The sequence below is a fragment of the Sphingomonas sp. CFBP 13603 genome, from assembly GCF_014892665.1.
Classification (GTDB): Bacteria; Pseudomonadota; Alphaproteobacteria; order Sphingomonadales; family Sphingomonadaceae; genus Sphingomonas.
Genome location: NZ_JADBIA010000003.1, coordinates 219,518 through 242,007, shown reverse-complemented (window position 1 = coordinate 242,007; position 22,490 = coordinate 219,518). Strand labels below are relative to the sequence as shown.

General features: G+C 65.5%; 26 protein-coding genes. 10 read left to right on the top strand and 16 right to left on the bottom strand.

Features of this window, described 5'->3' with window-relative positions:
• Positions 1 to 90: 90 nt before the first annotated feature.
• From IFR23_RS06625 to IFR23_RS06615, 3 genes are read right to left on the bottom strand one after another with little or no spacing between them, the layout of a single operon-like run.
• The gene (locus IFR23_RS06625) at positions 91 to 639 is read right to left on the bottom strand and encodes an LptA/OstA family protein (RefSeq protein ID WP_192975202.1); all 549 of its coding nucleotides are present in this window, start codon (positions 637 to 639) and stop codon (positions 91 to 93) included.
• 5 nt (positions 640 to 644) lie between these two features.
• A complete protein-coding gene (lptC, locus tag IFR23_RS06620; RefSeq protein ID WP_192975201.1) occupies positions 645 to 1,298 on the bottom strand; it encodes an LPS export ABC transporter periplasmic protein LptC in 654 nt (217 codons plus the stop codon).
• The gene (locus tag IFR23_RS06615; RefSeq protein WP_056063589.1) at positions 1,298 to 1,918 is read right to left on the bottom strand and encodes a ribonuclease D; all 621 of its coding nucleotides are present in this window, start codon (positions 1,916 to 1,918) and stop codon (positions 1,298 to 1,300) included. Before IFR23_RS06615 ends, lptC begins: the two co-directional genes overlap by 1 nt.
• 302 nt (positions 1,919 to 2,220) lie before the next feature.
• Here IFR23_RS06615 and IFR23_RS20415 point away from each other — a divergent pair, with 302 nt between their 5' ends.
• Positions 2,221 to 3,087: a cold-shock protein gene (locus IFR23_RS20415; RefSeq protein ID WP_192975200.1), complete on the top strand. Its 867-nt coding sequence runs from the start codon at positions 2,221 to 2,223 to the stop codon at positions 3,085 to 3,087.
• 46 nt (positions 3,088 to 3,133) lie between these two features.
• Positions 3,134 to 3,952: a glutaminyl-peptide cyclotransferase gene (locus IFR23_RS06605; protein ID WP_192975199.1), complete on the top strand. Its 819-nt coding sequence runs from the start codon at positions 3,134 to 3,136 to the stop codon at positions 3,950 to 3,952.
• 277 nt (positions 3,953 to 4,229) lie between these two features.
• On the opposite strand, the gene IFR23_RS06600 is transcribed toward IFR23_RS06605, so the two are convergent.
• From IFR23_RS06600 to IFR23_RS06575, 6 genes are all read right to left on the bottom strand, one after another.
• A complete protein-coding gene (locus IFR23_RS06600; protein WP_192975198.1) occupies positions 4,230 to 5,003 on the bottom strand; it encodes an AcvB/VirJ family lysyl-phosphatidylglycerol hydrolase in 774 nt (257 codons plus the stop codon).
• 70 nt (positions 5,004 to 5,073) lie between these two features.
• The gene (locus IFR23_RS06595; protein WP_192975197.1) at positions 5,074 to 6,666 is read right to left on the bottom strand and encodes a cisplatin damage response ATP-dependent DNA ligase; all 1,593 of its coding nucleotides are present in this window, start codon (positions 6,664 to 6,666) and stop codon (positions 5,074 to 5,076) included.
• 166 nt (positions 6,667 to 6,832) lie between these two features.
• Entirely contained in the window at positions 6,833 to 7,018 is a 186-nt protein-coding gene (locus IFR23_RS06590; protein WP_192975196.1) for a DUF1328 family protein, read from the bottom strand.
• Between the two features lie 67 nt (positions 7,019 to 7,085).
• Positions 7,086 to 7,583: a Dps family protein gene (locus IFR23_RS06585; RefSeq protein WP_093398573.1), complete on the bottom strand. Its 498-nt coding sequence runs from the start codon at positions 7,581 to 7,583 to the stop codon at positions 7,086 to 7,088.
• Between the two features lie 77 nt (positions 7,584 to 7,660).
• Positions 7,661 to 8,227, bottom strand: a complete 567-nt coding sequence (locus tag IFR23_RS06580; RefSeq protein WP_192975195.1) for a TMEM165/GDT1 family protein — start codon at positions 8,225 to 8,227, stop codon at positions 7,661 to 7,663.
• 3 nt (positions 8,228 to 8,230) lie between these two features.
• Positions 8,231 to 8,563 (bottom strand): hypothetical protein, encoded by a 333-nt coding sequence (locus tag IFR23_RS06575; RefSeq protein ID WP_342344882.1) that lies wholly within the window; start codon positions 8,561 to 8,563, stop codon positions 8,231 to 8,233.
• Between the two features lie 192 nt (positions 8,564 to 8,755).
• Between IFR23_RS06575 and rpmG the strand changes: the two genes are divergently transcribed.
• The gene (gene rpmG / locus IFR23_RS06570) at positions 8,756 to 8,923 is read left to right on the top strand and encodes a 50S ribosomal protein L33 (RefSeq protein WP_055881863.1); all 168 of its coding nucleotides are present in this window, start codon (positions 8,756 to 8,758) and stop codon (positions 8,921 to 8,923) included.
• 282 nt (positions 8,924 to 9,205) lie between these two features.
• Here the strand turns inward: rpmG and IFR23_RS06565 are convergent, their stop codons facing one another.
• Complete coding sequence (locus IFR23_RS06565; protein ID WP_056063573.1) at positions 9,206 to 9,568, bottom strand: response regulator; 363 nt, start codon at positions 9,566 to 9,568, stop codon at positions 9,206 to 9,208.
• Positions 9,569 to 9,604: 36 nt separating this feature from the next.
• Here IFR23_RS06565 and IFR23_RS06560 point away from each other — a divergent pair, with 36 nt between their 5' ends.
• From IFR23_RS06560 to IFR23_RS06545, 4 genes are all read left to right on the top strand, one after another.
• Positions 9,605 to 9,889 carry a DUF3572 domain-containing protein gene (locus tag IFR23_RS06560; protein ID WP_056063571.1) on the top strand — a complete coding sequence of 95 codons (285 nt, stop codon included), beginning with the start codon at positions 9,605 to 9,607 and terminating at the stop codon, positions 9,887 to 9,889.
• Positions 9,886 to 10,512: an HAD family hydrolase gene (locus IFR23_RS06555; protein WP_192975194.1), complete on the top strand. Its 627-nt coding sequence runs from the start codon at positions 9,886 to 9,888 to the stop codon at positions 10,510 to 10,512. The genes IFR23_RS06560 and IFR23_RS06555 overlap by 4 nt, the downstream gene beginning before the upstream one ends.
• A gap of 258 nt (positions 10,513 to 10,770) precedes the next feature.
• The gene (locus tag IFR23_RS06550) at positions 10,771 to 11,247 is read left to right on the top strand and encodes a RidA family protein (protein WP_192975193.1); all 477 of its coding nucleotides are present in this window, start codon (positions 10,771 to 10,773) and stop codon (positions 11,245 to 11,247) included.
• 42 nt (positions 11,248 to 11,289) lie between these two features.
• Positions 11,290 to 12,438 (top strand): GNAT family N-acetyltransferase, encoded by a 1,149-nt coding sequence (locus IFR23_RS06545; RefSeq protein WP_192975192.1) that lies wholly within the window; start codon positions 11,290 to 11,292, stop codon positions 12,436 to 12,438.
• Here IFR23_RS06545 and IFR23_RS06540 read toward each other — a convergent pair.
• Both IFR23_RS06540 and IFR23_RS06535 read right to left on the bottom strand, forming a co-directional pair.
• A complete protein-coding gene (locus tag IFR23_RS06540; protein WP_192975191.1) occupies positions 12,398 to 13,987 on the bottom strand; it encodes a hypothetical protein in 1,590 nt (529 codons plus the stop codon). The genes IFR23_RS06545 and IFR23_RS06540 overlap by 41 nt on opposite strands.
• A gap of 122 nt (positions 13,988 to 14,109) precedes the next feature.
• A complete protein-coding gene (locus tag IFR23_RS06535; RefSeq protein ID WP_192975190.1) occupies positions 14,110 to 15,327 on the bottom strand; it encodes an argininosuccinate synthase in 1,218 nt (405 codons plus the stop codon).
• Between the two features lie 26 nt (positions 15,328 to 15,353).
• Between IFR23_RS06535 and IFR23_RS20005 the strand changes: the two genes are divergently transcribed.
• Positions 15,354 to 15,854, top strand: a complete 501-nt coding sequence (locus IFR23_RS20005) for an EF-hand domain-containing protein (RefSeq protein WP_107963941.1) — start codon at positions 15,354 to 15,356, stop codon at positions 15,852 to 15,854.
• A gap of 163 nt (positions 15,855 to 16,017) precedes the next feature.
• On the opposite strand, the gene IFR23_RS06525 is transcribed toward IFR23_RS20005, so the two are convergent.
• Genes IFR23_RS06525 through IFR23_RS06515 form a run of 3 tightly spaced genes read right to left on the bottom strand, consistent with a single transcriptional unit; the run spans position 16,018 to position 18,823 of the window.
• On the bottom strand, positions 16,018 to 17,244 hold the full coding sequence (locus tag IFR23_RS06525) for an SAM-dependent methyltransferase (protein WP_192975189.1): 1,227 nt from the start codon (positions 17,242 to 17,244) through the stop codon (positions 16,018 to 16,020).
• A gap of 50 nt (positions 17,245 to 17,294) precedes the next feature.
• A complete protein-coding gene (locus tag IFR23_RS06520; RefSeq protein ID WP_192975188.1) occupies positions 17,295 to 18,056 on the bottom strand; it encodes a molybdopterin-dependent oxidoreductase in 762 nt (253 codons plus the stop codon).
• Entirely contained in the window at positions 18,053 to 18,823 is a 771-nt protein-coding gene (locus IFR23_RS06515) for a cytochrome b/b6 domain-containing protein (RefSeq protein ID WP_192975187.1), read from the bottom strand. Before IFR23_RS06515 ends, IFR23_RS06520 begins: the two co-directional genes overlap by 4 nt.
• Before the next feature lie 51 nt (positions 18,824 to 18,874).
• Here IFR23_RS06515 and IFR23_RS06510 point away from each other — a divergent pair, with 51 nt between their 5' ends.
• Both IFR23_RS06510 and IFR23_RS06505 read left to right on the top strand, forming a co-directional pair.
• Entirely contained in the window at positions 18,875 to 19,492 is a 618-nt protein-coding gene (locus tag IFR23_RS06510; RefSeq protein ID WP_192975186.1) for a flavin reductase family protein, read from the top strand.
• Positions 19,493 to 19,551: 59 nt separating this feature from the next.
• On the top strand, positions 19,552 to 20,712 hold the full coding sequence (locus IFR23_RS06505; RefSeq protein ID WP_244655493.1) for an MFS transporter: 1,161 nt from the start codon (positions 19,552 to 19,554) through the stop codon (positions 20,710 to 20,712).
• Positions 20,713 to 21,013: 301 nt separating this feature from the next.
• Here IFR23_RS06505 and IFR23_RS06500 read toward each other — a convergent pair whose 3' ends face one another.
• Complete coding sequence (locus IFR23_RS06500) at positions 21,014 to 22,345, bottom strand: MFS transporter (RefSeq protein WP_192975184.1); 1,332 nt, start codon at positions 22,343 to 22,345, stop codon at positions 21,014 to 21,016.
• Positions 22,346 to 22,490 lie beyond the last annotated feature (145 nt).

Here is a 22,490-nt window from a genome sequence, read left to right as displayed (position 1 = left end):
CGAACAGTCGGCGGGGGTTTGGCAGGAAACATGCATGAGCGCGCCGCCGGAGGGAAGCCCCTACGAGCCCCTCACGACGCCCCTGCTGGCTCAGTTGCGCTTGGGGACCGAGAAGGTGCCGGTCACGCGACCGCCGGTTTGGGTCACAGTGCCACCGCTTGCCGCCGATCCGCCTGCGCTGCCGCCGGCGACCGACGAGCCGTCGATCACCGACCGCCCGGTGTCGAGGTTCATCGTCAGGCGCCCGCCGTTCACGGTGTTCCCCGCCTGCGTCAGCGTCACCGCGCCGAGCATCGTGATGACGCGGCGGTTGAGATCGTAGATTGCGTACTGGCTCCGCGCCGTCTGGTCGGGACGCTTGACGATCACGCCGCCCGACGCATCGAGCCGCGAGACCTGCGGGTTCCCGCCGATCACCTGGCCTGTGTACGCCACCGTCATCCGCGCCGAGTTCAGCGTCATCTCGGCCTGCTTGACCGCGACGTTGCCCGACAGGATCGCGCGGTTCGCCTTGTCCTGCAGCTCGATATGATCCGCGCCGAAATCGATCGGGGCGTTGGAATTGTGCGCCTGCTGCGCGACCGCGGTCGTGGAGAGCAGAACGGCGGACAGGGCTGCAAAGATGTGAGTGGCGCGCATGGCGGCTATTTCGGCCCTCTGGGGATGATCCGCAAGCGCGCATTGCCATCGAGCGTCACGGTCCGCTCTTCCAGGTTCGCGCGCAGCTTGTTCGCGCTGAACGTGCCCTGCTGGACGGTGCCGGTCGCCGCGCCGCCGCTTTCGAGCGTCCGCGCCTTCATGTCGATCGTCGCGTTGGTGGTCTTGAGGTCGTAGCCGCCCGCTGCGGTGGCGTTCAGCGGACCGAACAGCTGCACCTTCTCGGTGTCCATGTCGTAGCGGCCGGTGTTCGCCTTGATATTGGCGGGGCCGTCGGTCAGCTGGATCTGCGCGGCGAGCTGATTGAGCTGCACGATCGGCTCGGCCGAGCTTTTCTGGATCGCCGAGGCGGCGTCGAGCGTGAACGCCTGGCCCTTCGTATCCTCGCCGCGATAGCGCGCCGCCTGTGTTTTCATCCGCTCCTGCGCGACGTCGACCTTGTTCTTGTCGAGCAGGAACGACACGTCGCCGCCCGCCGTCAGCGGCGCCATCACCAGGAACGCCGCCAGCACGCCGATCGCGGTCGGCAGGCCGACGCGGGCGATCGCCACGAACCGATCGTGGCTGCCGCCCGGCGCGGCCCAGTCCTGTCGCGCGCTACGGACGCGACGGGCGACGGGTGAGGGGGGCGGAACGTCCATCAAGCGTGTGCGAAAATGTCGATTTCGGGCCAGCCGGCGATATCGAGCGCGGCGCGAGTCGGCAGGAAGTCGAAGCAGGCCTGGGCGAGCTCCATCCGGCCTTCGCGAATCAGCCGCTTGTCGAGCTCGGTTCGCAACCGGTGGAGGAAGCGCACGTCCGACGCCGCATAATCCTTCTGCGCCTCGGACAGTTCGGGGCTGCCCCAGTCCGACGACTGCTGCTGCTTCGAAATGTCCTGGCCGAGCAGTTCGCGGACGATTTCCTTGAGGCCGTGACGATCGGTGTAGGTCCGCACCAGCCGCGACGCGATCTTGGTGCAGTATACCGGTGCCGCGACGACGCCGAGATAATACTGGACCGCGGCGATATCGAACCGGCCGAAATGATAGAGCTTCACGCGTGCAGGATCGGCCAGCAGGGCCTTGAGGTTGGGTGCGTCGTAGCCGGCTCCCGCGGCGAATCGAACGAGGTGCTCGTCGGGGCCGCCATCGGAAAGCTGGACGAGGCACAACCGGTCGCGAGGCGTGATCAGCCCCATCGTCTCGGTATCGACGGCGATCGCGGCGCCGGCTGCGAACAGGTCGGCGGGAATGTCGCCTTCGTGGAGATGAACTGTCATGCGTCGGCCGTAGCCGCCTGAAGCTGAACGCTCAATGCCTCTATATGCGTCACCGATCCGAATCAGGCGACAAGAAGGCTTTGCGATCGTCGATGCGACGAGTCGTGGCTGGCGCGCGACACTTGCGTCAGTATCGATCCAAATCGAGAGCCCTCGGATCAGAATCTATTCGCGACGGCTTGTATTTTGCGCTAAGGGGCCCCTCAAGGCGCAAAAGGTTTCGCGCTGGAAAACCTGCGTTCGTCGTCCGGCACAAGGGTTTTGAGAAATTTGCGGGCGAACCGGGAAGACGAACAGAGCTTATGGGTTTCGATAAAGGTGGCCGCGGGAACCGTGGCGGGCGTGGCCGCGACAAGCGCGACAGCTTCGGCGGCGGCGATAACGAGTTCGGCGGCGGCAGCAGCTTTGGCGGTGGCGGCGATCGGTTCGGCGGCGGCGGTAGCAGCTATGGCGGCGGCGGTGGCTCGAGCTACGGTGGCGGCGGTGGCAGCAGCTACGGCGGCGGCAGCAGCTTCGGTGGCGGCAGCGGCGGCGGCGGCGGTGGTTACCGCGGCGGCGGTGGCGGCGGCGGCTTCTCGGGTGGTGGCGGCGGCGGCGGTGGTCGCGGCATGCCTCCCCAGGTCGTCGGCGAAGGCACCGGCGTCGTAAAGTTCTTCAACGCGCAGAAGGGCTTCGGCTTCGTCGTTCGCGATGATGGCGGCGAGGACGTGTTCGTCCACATCAGCGCCGTCGAGCAGGCCGGCATGGTCGCTCTCGCCGAGGGTCAGCCGCTCGGCTTCACGCTCGTCGACCGCGGTGGCCGTATCTCGGCAACCGACCTGAAGATCGACGGCGAGCCGATGGCCGTCACCGATCGCGGCCCGCCGCGTGACCGTGATGCCGGCCCGGGCGCGCCCCGTGGTGGCGATCGCGACCGTGACGGTGGTGCAGGTGGCGCACAGCGTCAGCTCACCGGCGAGAAGGCGACCGGCACGGTCAAGTTCTTCAACGCGATGAAGGGCTTCGGCTTCATCCAGCGCGACGACGGACAGCCTGACGCATTCGTCCACATCTCGGCCGTCGAGCGCGCCGGCATGTCGACGCTGAACGAGGGCGACAAGCTCGAGTTCGAGCTCGAGGTCGATCGTCGCGGCAAGTACGCAGCGGTGAACCTGAGCGCAGGCGGCTGATAGCTGTCTGACTCAGAACGCTGATCGTACCGTGTTCGGTAGGATAATGATTGCGGCCGGTTTCGCTTTGGCGGGACCGGCCGTTCTCGTTTCATCGTCTTCGCTGTCGTCCGCGGCGCAGGCCGGGCAGGGTGCTGTCGCAGCTCCGCGCGAGCCGACCCGCGTGCCGGTGTTCTCGGCAACGATCGTCGCGCGCTACCCGCACGATCGCACTGCGTTCACCGAAGGCCTCCTCTGGCACGACGGCGCGCTGTACGAGAGCACGGGGCAGGAGCGGCAATCCGACGTCCGCCGCGTCTCGCTCAAGGACGGCAAGATCCTCGCCAGGGCGCGAATCGACCCCGCGCAGTTCGGCGAAGGCCTCGCGCTGTGGAAGGACCAGCTCGTCAGCCTTACCTGGCATGACGGCATCGCGCACCGCTGGGGCGTTCGCACGCTGAAACCCAAGGGCCAGAACCGCTACACCGGCGAAGGCTGGGGCCTGACGAGCGACGGCGTCTCGCTGCTCCAGTCCGACGGCAGCCCCGACATCATCGTCCGTGATCCGCTGACACTGGTCGAACGCAAGCGCGTCGCGGTGACGATCGATGGGCGACCCTTGCGCGACATCAACGAGCTCGAATATGTCCACGGAGCGCTGCTCGCCAATGTCTGGCACACCGGCTTCCTCGTCCGCATCGATCTCAAGACCGGCAAGGTGACCGCGGTGATCGACCTCCGCCCACTGGTCGCCGAGATCGCCGCGACCGACCGCGAGGCGGTCCTCAACGGCATCGCCTGGGACGCGAAAGCCGACCGGCTGTTCGTGACGGGCAAATACTGGCCGACGCTCTTCGAGATCAAGATCGCCGCCAAGCCGCAATAGTCTGCGTGGTTCCGGTCCATGCCAACGCACCCCTACTTGTTCTCCCGCGAAGGCGGGGCCCAGACTGGACTCCCGCCTTCGCGGGAGAACATGGGGGCCGCCGCGGTCCATCGGCTTAACCGTCACCCCAGCGAAAGCTGGGGTATCCCCGTTGGCGGGCGCGTACCCCACACGATAAGATCCCAGCTTTCGCTGGGATGACGATTGGGGGATGGGCGGAAGTTTGAGTAATTGAGGGATTGGGTCGGGAGCGCACGACGTAGCATCTCGCCCGACCTTAGAACCCCCGTCCCGCACTCGGCGCCACCGCCCGTATCGTCGCCAGTACATGCCGCAGCAACCCATCAGCATCGTGATGGATGTTATGCCCCCCCGGCATCCCGACCTTTCGCGCGTTCGCGGTGGTCAGCAGCGGACACAGGCTGTCAGTCTCCTCCAGCCCGTAGATACACGTCACCGGCGCCCAGGTCAGCCGGTTGCCGGTCGTCGCCCCCATGCTCTCGGGCGTCCCGTGATCGTAGAGCAGCCCCGAAGGGTCGGCGCGGTAGAACACCGTGTCGCCGGGCAGGATCAAAACGATCGCCGCTACACGCGCGCGCAGGTCCTTCGGAAGGTTCACTAGCCCCGTCTGGACGATATCCGCGCCATAGGACTGCCCCATCACGACGATCCGCTTCGCACCCGTCCGCGCCAGCGCGGTCCGCACGCCGTCCGCGATGATCGCATCGAGCTCCGGTCGCGTCCGATGATGCGCGAACAACGCCGGCGTGGTGATGCCGACCACGGGGATACCGTGCTCGGTCAGCCCGCGCGAGGTCGATGCGCCGAGCAGGAACCGCAGCCCCATGTCGCCCGAGAAGTTCACCACCGCTACCGGTGGCGGTCCCGAGGCCTGGACGCCGATCGCCGGATACACATGCACCGGATCGCGGTCGAAATAGCCGGCGAGGTAGACGAACAGCACGACGATCGCGGACACGATGCCGGTCACCCAGGCGCCGCGCCGCCAGCGTCGTGCCGCTGCCGTGCGAGAATGTTTCGTAACTGTCACCGGATCATCCTGACTCGTACCAAGACCGGGTCAATACCCCGCACGGCTGCGGACTATCATGACGCGCGGATTACGTGATCATTCGCTTGAGCGTCTCGATCCGGTCCGCCTCCGCCGCGGGCTTGTCCGTCCGGATCCGCGCGATTCGCGGGAAACGCATCGCCACTCCTGATTTGTGCCGCTTCGAATCGTGCAGCGAATCGAACGCGATCTCCAGCACCAGCGTCTTCTCGACTTCGCGCACGGGCCCGAACCGGTTCTGCGTATGGTTGCGCACGAAGCTGTCGAGCATTTTGAGCTCTTCGTCGGTAATCCCCGAATACGCCTTCCCGACCGGGAGCAACTCGCCCTCTTCGGTCCAGCAGCCGAAGGTATAGTCCGAATAATAGGACGATCGCCGCCCCGACCCACGCTGCGCGTACATCATCACGCAGTCGGCGGTCAGCGGATCGCGCTTCCATTTATACCAGAGCCCGGCGCGTCGGCCACCGACGTACGGCGAATCGCGACGCTTCAGCATGACGCCTTCGATCGCCGAATCGCGTGCGGTGGCACGGATCGCCTCCAGCGCGGTGAAGTCGTCCGCGTCGATCACGACGCTCAGATCGAACCGTTCGGAATCGAGTTGCGGCACGAACGCCTCCAGCCGCGCGCGCCGCTCGGTCCACGGCAGCGCGCGCAGATCCTCCTCGCCATCGATCAGCAGATCATAGAGCCGCACGAACGCCGGATAGTCCGCCAGCATCTTCGCCGACACGGTCTTGCGGCCCAGCCTCTGCTGCAACGCGTTGAAGCTGGCCGCGCCGCCGCCATCCTCCAGCGTGCCGCCTTGATGTTCGCCCTTCACCAGCAGTTCGCCGTCGACCGTTCCCGGCGTCCGGAACGCGACGGCAATCTCCGGGAAGCTGCCCGTCACGTCGTCGCCAGTGCGGCTGTAGAGGCGCGTCTCACCCGCGACATGGACGATCTGGACGCGGATGCCGTCCCATTTCCACTCGGCGGCATAGTCGGCGAGGTCGATGCGGAGGTCTTCGAGCCCGTGCGCCAGCATGAACGGCCGAAACACGGGCACGTCGGCCGGCGTCGGTTGTGCGCCTGTGCCCTCCGCCCATGCGAACAGGCTCGCATACGGTGCATCGAGCCCGTGCCAGACCTCCTCGACCGCATCGACGTCGAGCCCGAACGCATCCGCCAGCGCCGTCTTCGCCAACCGCGCCGACACGCCGATCCGCAACGCGCCAGTCGCCATCTTAAGCAGTGCGAACCGCTCCTCGGCATCGGATCGGTCGAGCATGTCCGCCAGCGCACCCGGCGCATCGGCCCGCGACAACGCCGCCAGCCGCTCGACGACGTCGGTGATCGACAAGGGGGTGGGATCGACCGGCACCGTCGGTTCGGGCCAGAGCAGCGCGACCGTCTCCGCGGTATCGCCGACATAATCACGGCTCATCCGGAACAGCACCGGATCGACCCGCTCCTCAATCAACCCACGGATCACCGCCGACTTCACGCCCTTGAGATCGAGATCGCCGGTCAGCGCCGCCATCGCCCAGCCCCGGTCCGGGTCGGGCGTCGCGCGCAGATAATCCGCGATCAGCTTCAGCTTCGCGTTACGCGACCGTGTGTAGGTGAGCGAGTCGAGCAGGGCGGCAAAAGCGTGCATCGTGGGAGAACGCTCCTGCCGCGCGAAGGGATGCAGAACAGGTCCTACGCCGCTCGCTCCATTCTCAATCCTCTCCCTTGCGGGGGAGGATTTCGGATCCAGACACGAAACGACCGCCGCCGGAAGGTCCGACGACGGTCGTTGTCATGCGATCGGATCGCCCGCGTCAGTCGACCGCGTTCTTGATGCCCTTGCCGGCAAGCAGGCCGAGCACGAGGAAGATTACGAACAGCGTGATCGCGATGAAGAACAGGATCTTGGCGATACCGATGAACGCCCCGCCGATTCCGCCGAAGCCGAGCAGCGCGAGAACTGCGCCGATGACGAGAAAGGTAATTGCGAGCTTCAACATATCGGCCTCCTGTTTGGTAAGGTCGCTCAACCGGCTTGGCGTCCGATTTGTTCCTCGGGCGTAACGATCAGGCCTTGCGGCTCGCCTCAAACAGGAACCACGCACGCTCCTCGGCGTGATCCGTCCACTCATCCACAATCCCACTCGTCGCGTTGTCCTTGGCGGCGTCGGCGGCGTCCTTGACGATGCGGAACTGCTCGACGAGCTTCAGATTGTCCTCGCGCAGTTCGGCGAGCATCTCGGTCGGGCCGACGAACGCCATGTCGTTGTCGGCGATCGTCTGGTGGCGCGAGATGTCGCCGATCGAGCGCAGCGTGGTGTTGCCGGTCTTGCGCACGCGCTCGGCGATCGCGTCGGTCACGCCGATGATCTGTGCAGACTGGTCGTCGAGCAGCAGGTGATAGTCGCGGAAATGCGGCCCCGACATGTGCCAGTGGAAATTCTTGGTCTTGAGGTACAGCGCGTAGCAATCGGCGAGCGCAGCGTTCAGCGCGTCGGCGACCGACTTGGTGCTGTTGCTCGGCAGGTCAGTCGGCGTGTCGAGGGCGGGGTTGATGTCGGCCATGTCTAGCTCCGGTTTGAAAGTCGTTGCGTGAACGATTCGAACACCGAATTGCTCCCGATTGCTAGACCACCCGATCGCTAGACCAATCGCAAGGCGCCGAGCGCGAGAACGATGCCGAAGATCAGGAATACGATGCCGATGGCGATGCGCAGCGGCTTGAGCGGCAGTTTCAGCCACGCGGCCTCGCCCATCAGCGCGGCGGGGACGATCACGACCAGCGAGCCGATCATCGCGCCGATCGCGGCGAGCGCGGGGACGGGCGTCCGCGCGGCGAGCGTCAGGACGATGAACTGCACGCCGTCGCCGAAGGCCAGAATGAACAGGCCTAGAGCGGTGGTGGCGATCGCGCCGATCTTCCAGCGATCGAGCCGCTCGGGCACTTTTGCCGGGAAGAACGATCCGCCGCCCTGCAATAACAGCGCGAGTGCCAGCATCAGCTGTTGGGCATTGGGGGCGAGCTTCGGCCCGATCACCGCGCCGAGCGCCGCCGCCAAGCCACTCGCCGCGAGCAACGCCAGCGCCGCCATCGCGATCACCAGTCCGGGCTTGGCGTACCGGTCCGACAGGATCGCCGCGAGCCACGCCGTTCGATCGCCGACCTGCGCCAGCGCGGCCGCGACGAGTGCCGCCATCAAGGCGTCCATGGATTATCCCGCAAGACGCACCGAACAGGCGGCGGCGAATACGTGGCACGCCTGGACGTCCTGCCGCTCGCACCCGACCGCATCGCGCAGGATCGACAGCCAACCATGCACCAGCGCGCCATGCTCGCCGCGCGACAGGGCCGAATCGACGAAGTGCGCGACGGTCACCGCCGGGTTGAGGCCGTTGGTATGCGCTATCACGCGGATCGCATCGATCTCGGTGGCGATGTCGCAGGGGCGGGAATAGGGCGCTCGGACATCGATCGCCGCGATTCGCGCCGCGAGATCGGCCTTCACCGCCATCATGTCGTCGATTCGAACCAGCGCCTGCCCCACGATCCCGCTCCTGTCTTTATCTGATGATATGATGCGCCCCGGACAGTGAATAGCGGGTTAAATGAACCGTCTCGACGTGTGGCGATGGGGTAAAGCTTGACTTCGCTCCCTCCGTCCGCCATGCGCCGCCCCTGATGGAGCGGCGGCGTCAGTTCGCCGCTTTCGCATTTTCAAGCCATAGGAATTGGGCTCATGGCCAAGCCGACCACCGTAAAGATCAAGCTGCTCAGCACCGCTGACACCGGCTTCTTCTACGTCACCAAGAAGAATCCCCGTACCAAGACGGAGAAGCTCTCCTTCTCGAAGTACGATCCCGTCGTGCGCAAGCATGTCGAGTTCAAGGAAGCCAAGATCAAGTAATCCGGCCGGCGGTGCGAACCGCCGTCTGATTGCGACGATCCGAAAAGCCGCGGATAGCGATATCCGCGGCTTTTGGCGTTTGTGATTCCCCTCCCGTTCGTCCCCCCTCCCGTTCGTCCTGAGTAGCCGTCGAGTAGTCGCCGTAGGCGGCGTATCGAGATGGCGTATTGAAGGACAGGTTGGCGGGTGGAGCCTATGCTTCGATACGAGCCCTCGATACGCTTCTGACGAAGCTACTCGGTCTCTACTCAGCACGAACGGAAGATTGGAGAGCCGGGCTGCTCAGATCAGCGCCCCCACCGCATCCATGAACCGCGCCAGACTGATCGGCTTGGACACATATGAGTCCGCGCCCGCAGCCCGAATCCGCTCCTCGTCCTCGCGGCCGGCATACGCGGTCACCGCCATCACGGGAATCGCGCGCAAGTCCTCGTCCGCCTTCAGTTCGAGGATGATCTCGTAGCCGGTGACGTGCGGCATCTGGATGTCCATGATGATCAGGTCGGGCACGAATTCCCGAGCGCGCGCAACGGCTTCGCGGCCGTCGCGTACGGGTTCGACGGCGAACTGGTGCGCGCGCAGCAGGTCGCAGAATAGTTTGAGGTTCAGTTCGTTGTCCTCGACAACGAGCACCTTCTTTGTCACCGCCGCACCTTATCCGGAAAGAAGGCACGATAGGCAATGCGCGACCGCGATTCAAACGAAGACGCCGAAGCGCTCGCCCTGCGCGCTTTGGTATGGACGCTGGGGGAACCCGACCGCGCGATGCGGCTGTTGTCGGTGACCGGCCTCGACCCGAGCGACCTGCGTGCGCGAGCAAGCGACCCGGCGGTTTTGTCCGCGGCGCTCGGTTTTCTCGAAAACCATGAGCCGGACCTGATCGCCTGCGCTGAGTCGCTGGGCGTGAAGCCAGAGGCGCTGGTCCGCGCACATGCCAGACTCGATCAAGGAGACTTCGAAGCATGAGGCCGCTGCTGATCAGCGATTGCGACGAAGTGCTGCTGCACATGGTCAAGCATTTCGGCGTCTGGCTCGACGAGCGCCACGACATCGATTTCCAGATCCAGCACGGCGATTTCTCGACCGCGATGACGCGCCGCGACGGTGGCCCGCCGCCGTCGCGCGAGGACATGTGGGCGATGCTCGGCGAGTTCTTCCCCGGCGAAATGCACCGCCAGACACTCGTGCCACACGCGGTCGACGCGCTCGAGCGGCTGGCGCAGGTGGCGGACATCGTCATCCTCACCAATCTCCAGGACGAATGCCGCCAGCCGCGGATCGAGCAGCTGGCCAAGTTCGGCATCGCGCACCGGGTCGAGTGCAACCAGGGCGGCAAGGGCACGCCGGTGTCGCGGCTGGTCGAGGAATATGGCTCGCCGGTGACGGTGTTCGTCGACGATCTCGCGGTGCATCACGAGTCGGTCGCCAGGCACGCGCCGGGGGTGCACCGGTTGCACATGGTCTCCGAGCCGACGCTGGCGGTGAGTGTGCCAAAGGCGCCCGAGGCACATGCGCGGATCGACGACTGGCGCGAAGCGGCCGACTGGATTTCCGCACGGTTCGAGGCTGGGTTGCCGGCGGACGCCTGAATCGTCTGTTCCCCCGCGAATGCGGGGGCCCAGGAGCCACAAACGGCATCGTCCGTAGTCCTGGGCTCTCGCCTTCGCGGAAGAACAGAAATGGCGTGCTTCTGCCGTCATCCCCGCGGAGGCGGGGACCCAGACGCGCTACGGCTTCGATCATGTCCCGCAGCCAGTATGGGTTCCCGGCTCCGCGGGAATGACAGTTGGAGTGTGGAGAAGCCCCCCACTTGACCCGTCCCCTACCGCTGTGGTGATACCTCACCCATGACCGATCGTATCGACCGCAAGCTCGAAGAGCTGGGCCTCACCCTCCCGCAGGCTGCCGCACCCGTGGCGTCCTACGTCCCGACCGTGCTGGCGAATGGCATGCTCCATATCTCGGGCCAGTTGCCGTTCAAGGACGGCGCGCTGGTCACCGGACGCGTCGGCGCCAGTGATGACGGGGGCGTCTCGCTCGAAGACGCGCAGGAGGCGGCCAAGCTCTGCGCGCTCATGCTCGTGGCACAGATGAAGGCGGCACTCGGCACGCTCGGACGCGTCGAGCGGATCGTGAAGCTCGGCGTGTTCGTCAACTCGACCGGCGACTTCACCGACCAGCCCAAGGTCGCCAATGGCGCCTCCGACCTGATGGTGGCGCTATTCGGCGATGCTGGCAAGCATGCCCGCTCGGCGGTCGGCGTGCCCGTCCTCCCGCTCGGCGCCGCGGTCGAGATCGACGCGATCGTGCAGGTTTCCGCCTAAGCTCCTTGGAGGCGCGCCCTCGCGTCTCTACCTAACGCAGTGATGAATTCGGTCACTGCTCGCATCGCCCAAGGCGTCACCTCGATCGCGGCCGAGGATTGGGAGGCGTGCTCCGGCACCGCCAACCCGTTCGTCGGCCACGCCTTCCTCTCCGCGCTCGAAGCCTCGAAAAGCGTCGGCGGCCGTTCGGGCTGGCAAGCGTTGCCGGTGGTGGTCGACGGCCCCGATGGCAAGCCAGCGGGAATCGCCCCCGCCTATGCCAAGAGCCACAGCCAGGGCGAATACGTCTTCGACCAGGGCTGGGCCGACGCGTGGGAGCGGGCAGGGGGGCAATATTACCCCAAGCTCCAGATCGCTGCGCCGTTCAGCCCCGTGCCCGGTCCGCGCCTGCTGCTTCGCGATCGCGAGCACGCTCCTGCGCTAATCGCCGCGCTGGAGGCGGTGACCGACCAGAGCGGGCTATCCTCCGCGCACGCCACCTTCATCGACCCCGACGAAGTGGCGCTCTTTGAGGCCGCCGGCTGGCTGATCCGACAGGGCACGCAGTTCCACTGGAAGAACGACGGCTACGCCAGCTTCGACGACTTCCTCGCCGTGCTCGCCAGTCGCAAGCGCAAGGCGATCCGCAAGGAACGCGCCGCCGCCGTCGAAGGGCTGACGATCCGCCACCTCGTCGGCGCCGAAATCACGCCCCGGCACTGGGACGCGTTCTGGGTCTTCTACCAGGACACCGGCAGCCGCAAATGGGGCCAGCCCTACCTGACGCGCGCGTTCTTCGACCAGATCGGCAAGACGATGGGTGACCGCGTGCTGCTCATCCTCGCCGAGCGCGACGGCGTACCGATCGCGGGTGCACTCAACCTGATCGGCGACGACACGCTCTATGGCCGATACTGGGGCGCGACGGAGGAGGTGCCGTTCCTCCACTTTGAACTCTGCTATTACCAGGCGATCGACGCCGCCATCGCGCGCGGCCTGAAGACCGTCGAGGCCGGCGCGCAAGGGGAACACAAGCTCGCGCGTGGCTATGCGCCGGTCGCGACCTATTCCGCGCACTACATTCCCGACCCGAGCTTCCGCCGCGCGATCGCCGACTATCTCGTCCGCGAGCGCGAGGCCGTTGCCGAACAGCAGGAGTATCTCGGCGAGCTTACTCCGTTCCGGCGGGGCGAACAGCAGCAGCCCGGTTGACGCGGTACAGCAGGCTGGTGCCATCACGCCGGATAAGCGTCAGGTCGCGAACCAGTTTCGAATCGAACTTCGGCGGGTGGATCAGCCACACGTAATCGAACGCATCGCGCGGGAATTTTTCCAGCGCCATCGAGATCGGCCGCCAGAACTGGCCCCGACACTTGATGTCGCTGACGATCTCCGACGGATCGTGCGCAAAGCCCTTCGCCGCCGGATAGTGCGTCGTCATCAACTGCGCGCCGGCCATCGACCACTGGTCGTTGGTGAACGCCAGCCGCCGCTCCAACAGCAGCGCGGGCACATGCTCGAGTCGCGAATACGCCCAGTCGTCGCGACACCGCCGCCCCACGAACGACACGACCCGCGAGCGCTCGGGCACCGTATCGATCGCTGCGATCGCCTGGTCGTAGCTGCGATCGTACATCAGGTAGCTGACCGTCGTCCCCGCCAGCCGCACGCCGAAGAATGCAAAGCCCAGAACCGCGAGCACCGCCGCGCCGCGCAGCGACAGCCCGTGCCGCGGCCGCAGCGCGATCACCGCGATCCCGAGCATGAACGGCGCGAGTCGCATGTCGGCATAGGCCGACCCGAACACGATCCGCGGCAGCAGGATATACACGATCGCGAGGAACAGCGCCGACAGGCTCAAATTGCGCGAATACTCGATCGTCTGATCGCGCACGCCGCGGAACAAGATCACGAACAAGACGGTGACCGACGCGATGTCGAACGTCATCCAGCGATCGCGCAGGACCATCGTGATCCAGTTCATCTTCCAGCGCCAGTTGAACCAGTCTTGCGTCTTGCCGCCGACATGATCACCCGAGCGCCAGACGATCATCATCACCATCGGCAGCGCCAGCGGCAGGCAGTTCAGCCCCGCCTGGATGCACGCCTTGAACCAGCCATGCGCCCAGCTCTTGGGATCGCTGTCACGGCGGATATCGTGCTGGCGGATCAGCTCGGCGGAGAAGGCGAGCACGCCCAGCACGCCCCAGCCGAACGTATGGCACAGCCACAACAGGCACGAGACGGGTACGAAGATGATGGTCCGCAGCCGCCGCCGGTCGAGCCGCCCCATCCGCAGCCATAGTGCGAACAGGTTGAGCGCGAGCGCCATGCCGAGCGCGAAATTCACGAATCCGAACTGGAAGGGGTAGCTGTAGGCGAGCGGCAACGCGAACAACGCGGTCGCGGGGATTCGCCCGTGCACTTCGCGCGCGATCCACAAAAGCCCGGTCACGGTCAGCGCGGGAATCGCCATCACGATCAGCTTCACTGCCAGCTGCAACCCGAAGATCGGCGCGAGCGGCACGATCAGCAGGTCGATGCCGAGGTTGCCGATCATCTGCCAGCGGAAGTTATACCACTGGGAAAGCCATGGATTGTCGGCGATCGCCAGCTGGACGCGGTACCGGCCCATATGTCCGGGCAGGTCGACCAGCGGCGGTATTTCCGGCCACAGCAACGGTATGATCGATGCGATCGCAACCGCGGCAACGAATGCGCGCGTCTGCCACCAATGCAGCTTTTCCCCCTGAGTAATCATATCGTCGAACCCTAGGGGCGGGTGGGCGCACTAGACAAGTGCGCCCACGACGAGTTGACGATCTTCCCCGCAAACTTCGACATTAGACTGAGGTCCGACAGGGAACGGGTTACTGGTCGCCCCTACTGATCACGCCGTCCGAGCAGGCGCAGGCGCAGTGCGTTCAGCTTGATGAAGCCGGCCGCGTCGCGCTGGTCGTAGGCGCCCTGGTCGTCCTCGAACGTCACGACCTTCTCCGAATACAGCGAGTTCGGCGACTTGCGGCCGACCACGTACACGCCGCCCTTGTAGAGCTTCAGTCGGACGGTGCCCGAGACCTTCTCCTGGCTGCGATCGATCGCGGCCTGGAGCATCTCGCGCTCCGGCGAGAACCAGAAGCCGTTGTAGATCAACTCGGCATAGCGCGGTGCCAGCTCATCCTTCAGATGCGCGGCGCCGCGATCGAGCGTCAGCTGCTCGATCCCGCGATGCGCGAGGTGATAGATCGTGCCACCGGGAGTCTCGTACATGCCGCGGCTCTTCATGCCGACGAAGCGGTTCTCGACGAGATCGAGACGGCCGATGCCGTGGCGACGGCCGTACTCGTTGAGCGTCGACAGCAGGGTGGCCGGGCTCATGCCCTCGCCGTTGATCGCGACGCCGTCGCCGCGCTCGAAATCGATCGTGATGTACTCAGGGACATCGGGCGCGTCCTCGGGGTTCACCGTGCGCGAATAGACATAGTCGGGAACCTCGTCCCACGGGTTCTCGAGCACGAGGCCTTCGCTCGATGTGTGCAGCATGTTCGCATCGGTCGAGAACGGCGCCTGGCCGCGCTTGTCCTTGCTGACCGGGATCTGGTGCTGTTCGGCGAACTCGATCAGCTTGGTGCGGCTGGTGAGATCCCATTCACGCCACGGTGCGATCACCTTGATGTCGGGCGACAGCGCGTAATAGCCGAGCTCGAAGCGGACCTGGTCGTTGCCCTTGCCGGTCGCGCCGTGGCTGACCGCATCGGCGCCGACCATCTTGGCGATCTCGATCTGGCGCTTGGCGATCAGCGGCCGCGCGATCGACGTGCCGAGCAGGTACAGCCCCTCGTACAGCGCGTTCGACCGCATCATCGGGAACACGTAGTCGCGCACGAACTCCTCGCGCAGGTCGTCGACGAAGATGTGCTCGGGCTTGACGCCCATCATCTCGGCCTTCGCGCGCGCGGGCTCGAGTTCCTCGCCCTGGCCGAGATCGGCGGTGAAGGTCACGACTTCGCAGTTATACGTCTGCTGCAGCCATTTCAGGATCACGCTCGTGTCCAGGCCACCGGAATAGGCGAGCACGACGCGGTTGATCTGATCGGTCACGGGCAGAATCCTTTGGGCAATATCCAATGCGGCGCCCCTATGCGCTGGGCGCGCGCCATGCAACCACGCGCGTTAATGGCGCGTACAACCGAACCGGTCTATCTGCGCCGCGCATCCTCTGGAGTTACTGCACCGTGCTACGCCAAAGCCTCACCCTTCTCGTCCTCGCCGGCCTTGCGACTCCGGCGCTCGCGCAGGAAACCCGCGCGTCCGCCTCGGCCAAGTTCAAGGCCGAGTTCGCCGCGTCGGATACCAACAAGGACGGCGTCCTCACGCGCGCGGAAGTGCAGGCGCGGATCGGCAACATGAAGGTCGGCGGGCAGGGCCGTCCGGACCCGGTGCATGCCAAACGCCTCGCCGACCTGTGGTTCACCAGCGCAGACAAGAACAAGGACGGCAAGGTCACGCAGGCCGAAGCACAGGCGCTGCTCGCGGCGACGTTTGCGAAGTACGACGCGAACAAGGACGGCAAGATCGGCGGCGACGAACGCGCCGCGGCGAAGGCCGACGTGCAGGGCCCGCGCTGACTCCATTCGCCTAACACCGTTGTTCTCCCGCGGACGCGGGAGCCCAGCTAAGTACCGTATCCCTGCTTGGTCCTGGGCCCCCGCCTCCGCGGGGGAACACGGAGGTTGACGGGCGGCGTCCTGCGCCAAGCCCGAATTGTACAGGGGATGGTATGAGCGTGGGTCAGCCTTCGCGCAACGCCCGCTCACCCTCGATCATATAGTCGCGCGTCAGCGGCAGCGTCATTCGGCTCTTCGACAGCTGGATCTGGTAGTTGACCATCCCCCCGGTCCGAAACGCCGCAGCGGCGCCCGCGAGGTAGAACGTCCACATTCGGTAGAACCGCTCGTCGTACAGCGCGACGATCGCGTCCTTTGCAGCCACCGTCCGGTTGTACCAGAGGTCGATCGTCAGCGCATAATGCACGCGCAGCACCTCGATATCGGTCGGGAAGAACTTCAGCCCCTCATACCCCTTCACGATCTCCGACAGCGCCGGATTATAGCCGCCCGGGAAAATGTACTTGGTCGTGAACGTGTCGGTGACGCCCGGACCGCCCATCCGGCCGATCGTGTGGAGCAGCATCACGCCGTCGTCGGTCAGCAGGTCGCGGCACTTGCGGAAGAACGCCTTGTAGTGCGCGGGGCCAACATGTTCGAACATCCCGACCGAGACGATCCGGTCGAAACTGCCCGTCAGCGCGCGATAGTCGATCAGCTCGAACTTCACCTTGTCGGCGACGCCCGCTTCCTCGGCCCGCCGCCGCGCGACCTTCAACTGCTCCTCGCTCAGCGTTACGCCCAGCACCTCGGCGCCGGTCTTGGCGTGCAGGTACAGCGCCATGCCGCCCCAGCCGCAGCCGATGTCTAGCACGCGCATGCCCGGCTGGATCGCGAGCTTGGCGGCGATATGCGCCTTCTTGTCGTCCTGCGCCTGCTCCAGGCTGTTGCCCGCGTCAGTAAAGTACGCGCAGGAATATTGCCGGTCCGCGTCGAGGAACAGGTCGTACAGCCGGTCCGACAGGTCGTAATGATGCGCGACGTTCTTCTTCGACCGGCGCGCCATGTTCACGCGGTCGACGCGGTGGACGACCTTGCCGAGCAGTTTGATCGGCAGCGAGGGATTGAGTCCGCCGCCACGCTCCCACGGACTGTTGCCCTTGAGCAGATTGATGAGATCACGGATGTCGCCGCGCTCGATCACAAGGCGCCCGTCCATGAACGCCTCTGCCGCGCCAAGCGCCGGGTGGCGGACGATCGCGCTGGCGACGCCGGGCTGGGTCAGCCGGATCGTGACCGGGTTGTAGGCAGGGTCGGGCTTGCCGAAATGCTTGGTCGTGCCGTCGGCGTGGATGAGCGTGAGTTCGCCGGTTTTAACCTGCCGGGCCAGGAAACGATCGAAAAGAGCCATGGGGGGTTAGCTAATGATTGGTACGGAATTGCGCTACCCCCGGCGGCCGATCAGATTCCGGCGTACCAGTCGTAATCGACGTTATCTTCCCAATACCCCCCCTTGCCCTTGCCGATCCCGGCGAGGCTGGCGACCGCGTCGATCGCCATGACGTATTTGGCGTGCTTGTAGCCAAGCTGCCGTTCGACGCGCAGCCGGACGGGGGCACCGTGCGCGACGTCGAGCACCTGATCGTTGAGCGCCCAAGCAAGGATCGTCTGCGGATGGAACGCGTCGACTAGGTCAACCGACTCGTAATAGTTCGCGCCGTTGTACAGGTCGGCGCAGGTGAAGACGATGTAGCGTGCGGACTTCTGCAATCCGGCGGCGTCGAGCAGTGCGCCAAGCTTCGGCCCCTGCCACTTGCCGATCGCGCTCCAGCCCTCGACGCAATCGTGCCGCGTGATCTGCGCCCGCGATGGCATCTGGCGGAGTTGCGGGAGCGAGACCGACAGCGGTCGATCGACCAACCCGCCGACCTTCAGCCGGTAATCCGCGAAGTTATTGACGACCATCTCGGTGTAATCCGCGGTCCCCGGATTGCTTGTGCCGTTCGACCGGAAGATCGGCGACATCTGCGCGGGGCTGAACTCGGGCGCCAGCGCGTTGCGGTTGCTCAGCGCGCGCTGCAGCCCGCGGTTCATGTCCTCGCCCATGAACAGGATTTTCCGCGCCTCGGGGTTCGCGGCGATCTTGTCGCAGCCGGTCAGCAGCGCGCCTGCACCGATGGTCGCACCCATGACGAGCGAGCGGCGGGTAATCAGCGAACTCATGCGACGTCCTCCGACGGGTGGGCGGGTATTTTCCAACGCCCGGTAATCATCGAGCGCACTTCGTTCCAGGTCCCCGCCAGGATCACGAGCGCCAGATGCGCGATGATGAACAGCACCAGCCCGGTCGCGGCGATGAAGTGGATCGAGCGCGCCGACTGCCGCCCGCCGAACACCTCCAGCAGCCACGGCCACGCCGCGTCCATCCCCGGCGACATCGTCAGCCCGGTCAGGATCATCACCGGGATCAGTACGAAGATCGTCGCCACATAGGACAGTTTCTGGAGGATATTGTACGCGCCCGGCCGCTTCGGATCATGGAAGCGGAACGCGAGATGCTCCTTCACGTCGTGCACCACCTCGCGCGGCGACAGCTCGACGGCGCGCACGCGCAGATCGCGCTGGAAATGCTTGTTGATCAGGCTGACGATCATGAACCCGAGCAGCGCGAAGGCGAGCACCAGCGCGAAGAACAGATGCCAGCGCCGCGACAGCGCCAGGTTATAGCTCGTCGGGATCGTCAGCAGGTTGAGCAGCGACACCAGCCAACTCGGCCACTGGTCGAGCGTCGTCCACGCGGTATCGAAATTCGCGCCATACCGTCCCCAATACAGCCGCGGATGCGCTTTCAGGATGCCGATCCCGCTGCCGATCATGATGAACATCGTCACCACCGTCACCCAGTGCCAGACGCGCGTCGCCAGCCGGTGGCGCTTGATGACCGGGGGGCTGACGGGGGTGCTGACGGGGAGGGCAGTGGGATCGTTCATGCTCGACCTTCGCTATAGGCAGTCAGACAGTGACTTAGCAGGAATACATGTATGACCGAATGGCATTCTTACGAGCCCACGAACGGCCATCGCCTGCCGCACGATCCCCTGAACGCGATCGTCGCGCCGCGGCCGATCGGCTGGGTCAGCACCGTGTCCGCGGACGGCGTGCCGAACCTCGCGCCGTACAGTTTCTTCAACCTGTTCAACTACAACCCGCCGATCATCGGTTTCTCGTCGATGGGCTGGAAGGACAGCGTCGCCAATATCGAGGCGACCGGCGAGTTCGTCTGGAACCTCGTCACGCGCGATCTTGGCGAGGCGATGAACGCCACGTCTGCGGGCGTGCCGGCGGACGTCGACGAGTTCGCCCTGGCAGGACTCGAGATGGCGGCCTCGACGAAGATCAAGCCGGCGCGGGTCGCCGCTTCGCGCGCGCAGTTCGAGTGCAAGCTGACGCAGTTGATCCGGCTGGAGACCAAGGACGGCAAAGAGCTCGACCAGTGGCTGGTGCTCGGCGAGGCGGTCGCGATCCATATTGACTCGGCGATGCTGGAGGACGGCGTCTACCAGACCGCGCGCGCGCAACCGATCCTGCGCGGCGGCGGTCCCGCGGATTACTTTGCGATCACGGAAGATTCCTTGTTCAAGATGCGTCGCCCGGGCTGAGAGAGGCGTATGTTGCGGCGCAGCATGTAGCGCCGCACCGACTTACGAAAGAGATGCTCATGAAACCTGTCGATGCGCGCATGGCGCTGCTCGCGCTCGCCGTCGGCGGGTTTGCGATCGGCACCACCGAGTTCGCGGCGATGAGCCTGTTGCCGCAGTTCGCGCGCGGGCTCGGGATCGACGAGCCGACCGCGGGGCATGTCATCAGCGCCTATGCGCTCGGCGTGGTGGTCGGTGCGCCGACGATCGCGGTGCTGGCGGCGAAGATCGAGCGGCGGGTGTTGCTGATCGGGTTGATGACGTTCCTCGGGATCGCCAACGGCCTGTCCGCGCTTGCGCCGACCTATCATCTGATGCTGCTCGCCCGGTTCCTGAGTGGCCTGCCACACGGCGCGTATTTCGGCGTCGGATCGCTGGTCGCGGCATCGATGGTGCCGCGCGAGAAGCGGTCGCGCGCGGTGTCGCGGATGATGCTCGGGCTGACGATCGCGACGATTGCGGGCGTGCCGTTGGCGAATGGCATCGGGCAGTGGTTCGGCTGGCGCTGGGGGTTCGGGATCGTCGCGATCATCGCGGCGGCGACGGTGGCGATGCTGCTGAAGTTTGCGCCAATTCTTCGACCTGCCAAGGATGCGAGCCCGCTCGGGGAACTGGCTGCGCTGCGCAACGGGCAGGTGTGGCTGACGCTGGCGATCGGTGCGGTCGGGTTCGGCGGGATCTTCTGCGTCTACACTTATCTCGCCTCGACGCTGACCGAAGTCACGGGGGTCTCGTCCGCGTTCACGCCGGTCGCGTTCGCATTGTTCGGCGTGGGCATGACGATCGGTACGCTGGTCTGTGCGAAGGCGGCGGACGTGGCGCTGATGCCGGCGGCGGGGATCACGTTGCTGTTCGGAGCAGGGGCGCTTGCGCTCTACGCGCCGGCGACGCCGCATCTCTGGGCGATGCTGCCGGTGGTGGTGTTGATCGGGTGCGGCGGCGGGTTGTCGACGATCCTCCAGACGCGACTAATGGACGTCGCGGAGGAGGCGCAGACATTGGCGGCGGCGCTCAACCATTCCGCGTTCAATACCGCCAACGCGCTTGGGCCTTGGCTTGGTGGGCTGGCGATTGCGGGCGGGTATGGGTTGCCGTCCACCGGCTGGGTCGGGACCGCGCTGGCGCTGGGCGGGTTTGCGATCTGGGCGGTGTCTTGGGGACTGGATCGCCGACGGGTCTGACTACCCTCACCGTCATTCCAGCGTTCGCCGGCTGACCGTCATCGCAGCGAAAGCTGGGATCTCCCCGTTCCGGGTCGCAGCGTCCGCCAACGATGATACCCCAGCTTTCGCTGGGGCGACGGTTTTTTTGGGGGGGGCGACGGTTCTGGAGAGGCTTAGAGATATCCCAATCGCTACCACCCCGGCGAAGGCCGGGGCCCAATTGGGGGACGGTGCTAACTAGGGGCAGCGCTCTGTTACTGCAGCCTTGCCAATTGGGCCCCGGCCTTCGCCGGGGTAGTGCTTTTGGGGAGTTCCGACCTCAGCGGGCGATGTCGCGCTTGGCGAGCTGCTTGTTCAGCCCCAAGGCGATCAGCGTGAACACCGCGCCCGAGAACAGGTACGCGCCGCTCGCCGCCAGCCCAAGCTTGCTCGTCAGCAACAGTGCCGCCAGCGGCGCGAACCCTGCACCGAACAGCCACGCCAGATCGGTCGTCAGCGCCGAACCGGTATAGCGGTGCTGCGGCGACAGGCTCGACGCGATCGCGCCCGAGGACTGGCCGAACGACAGGCCGAACAGCAGGAAGCCAATGCCCATGAACAGGCGCTCGCCGATCTCGCCGCCATCGAGCAGCGATGGTGCGGCTATCGCGAACAGCGCGATCAGCACCGCGATCGTCCCCAGCATCGTGCGACGTCCGAACCGGTCTGCGAGCAACCCCGACACCAGCATCGCGCCGATCCCGATGATCGCGCCGATCACCTCGACCACGAGGAAGCGACCTGCCGATTCACGCGTGAACAGCACGACCCACGACAGCGGGAACACCGTGACCATGTGGAACAGCGCGAAGCTCGCGAGCGGCACGAACGAGCCGAGCCAGATCGCCTTCCACTGCGACTGCACGGTCTCGACGACGGGTGCCGGCTCCAGCTCGCGCTTGGCATACATCTCTTCGAATTCGGGCGTCACGACCAGGCGAAGGCGGGCGAACAGCGCGACGACGTTGATGGCGAACGCCACGAAGAACGGATAGCGCCAGCCCCAGGCGAAGAAATCCTCGGTCGGCAGCGCAGCGACGAAGAACGCGAACAGGCCACTCGCGACCAGCAGGCCGATCGGCGCACCGAGCTGCGGCAGCATCGCGTACCAGCCACGATGCTTTTCCGGCGAGTTCAGTGACAGCAGCGAGGCGAGACCATCCCAGGCGCCGCCGAGCGCGACGCCCTGGCCAATGCGCAGCAGCGCGAGGATCGCAACCGACCAGTTGCCGACCTGATCATAGCCGGGGATGAACCCCATCGCGACCGTCGACGTGCCGAGCAGGAACAGCGAGATCGTCAGCTTGACGCTGCGGCCGTACGCGCGATCGACAGCGATGAAGATGATCGAGCCTATCGGGCGGGCGATGAACGCCAGCGCGAACACCGCGAACGAATAGAGCGTGCCCTGCAACCGATCGACATACGGGAAGACAAGGGTCGGGAACACGAGCACCGAGGCGATCGCATACACGAAGAAGTCGAAGAATTCTGAGGTGCGGCCGATCACCACGCCGATCGCGATCACGCCGGGCGTGACGTGCTCGCCGTCGCTGTGGATACTGCGAGCATCGGCTTCGAAGCTCGTCTCGGGGATCGTGTTTGCACTCATTCTTCAACTCGCTCTTCAGGGCGCGAACCCGATGATACGCTGTTCCGGCGGATGCGGGCAGATATATTCCGTCCCATCCCTCCGCGCCCAATGCGGGCAGGGGTGATCTATGCTACTCTTGGCAACGATAAAGCCATGCCGATGT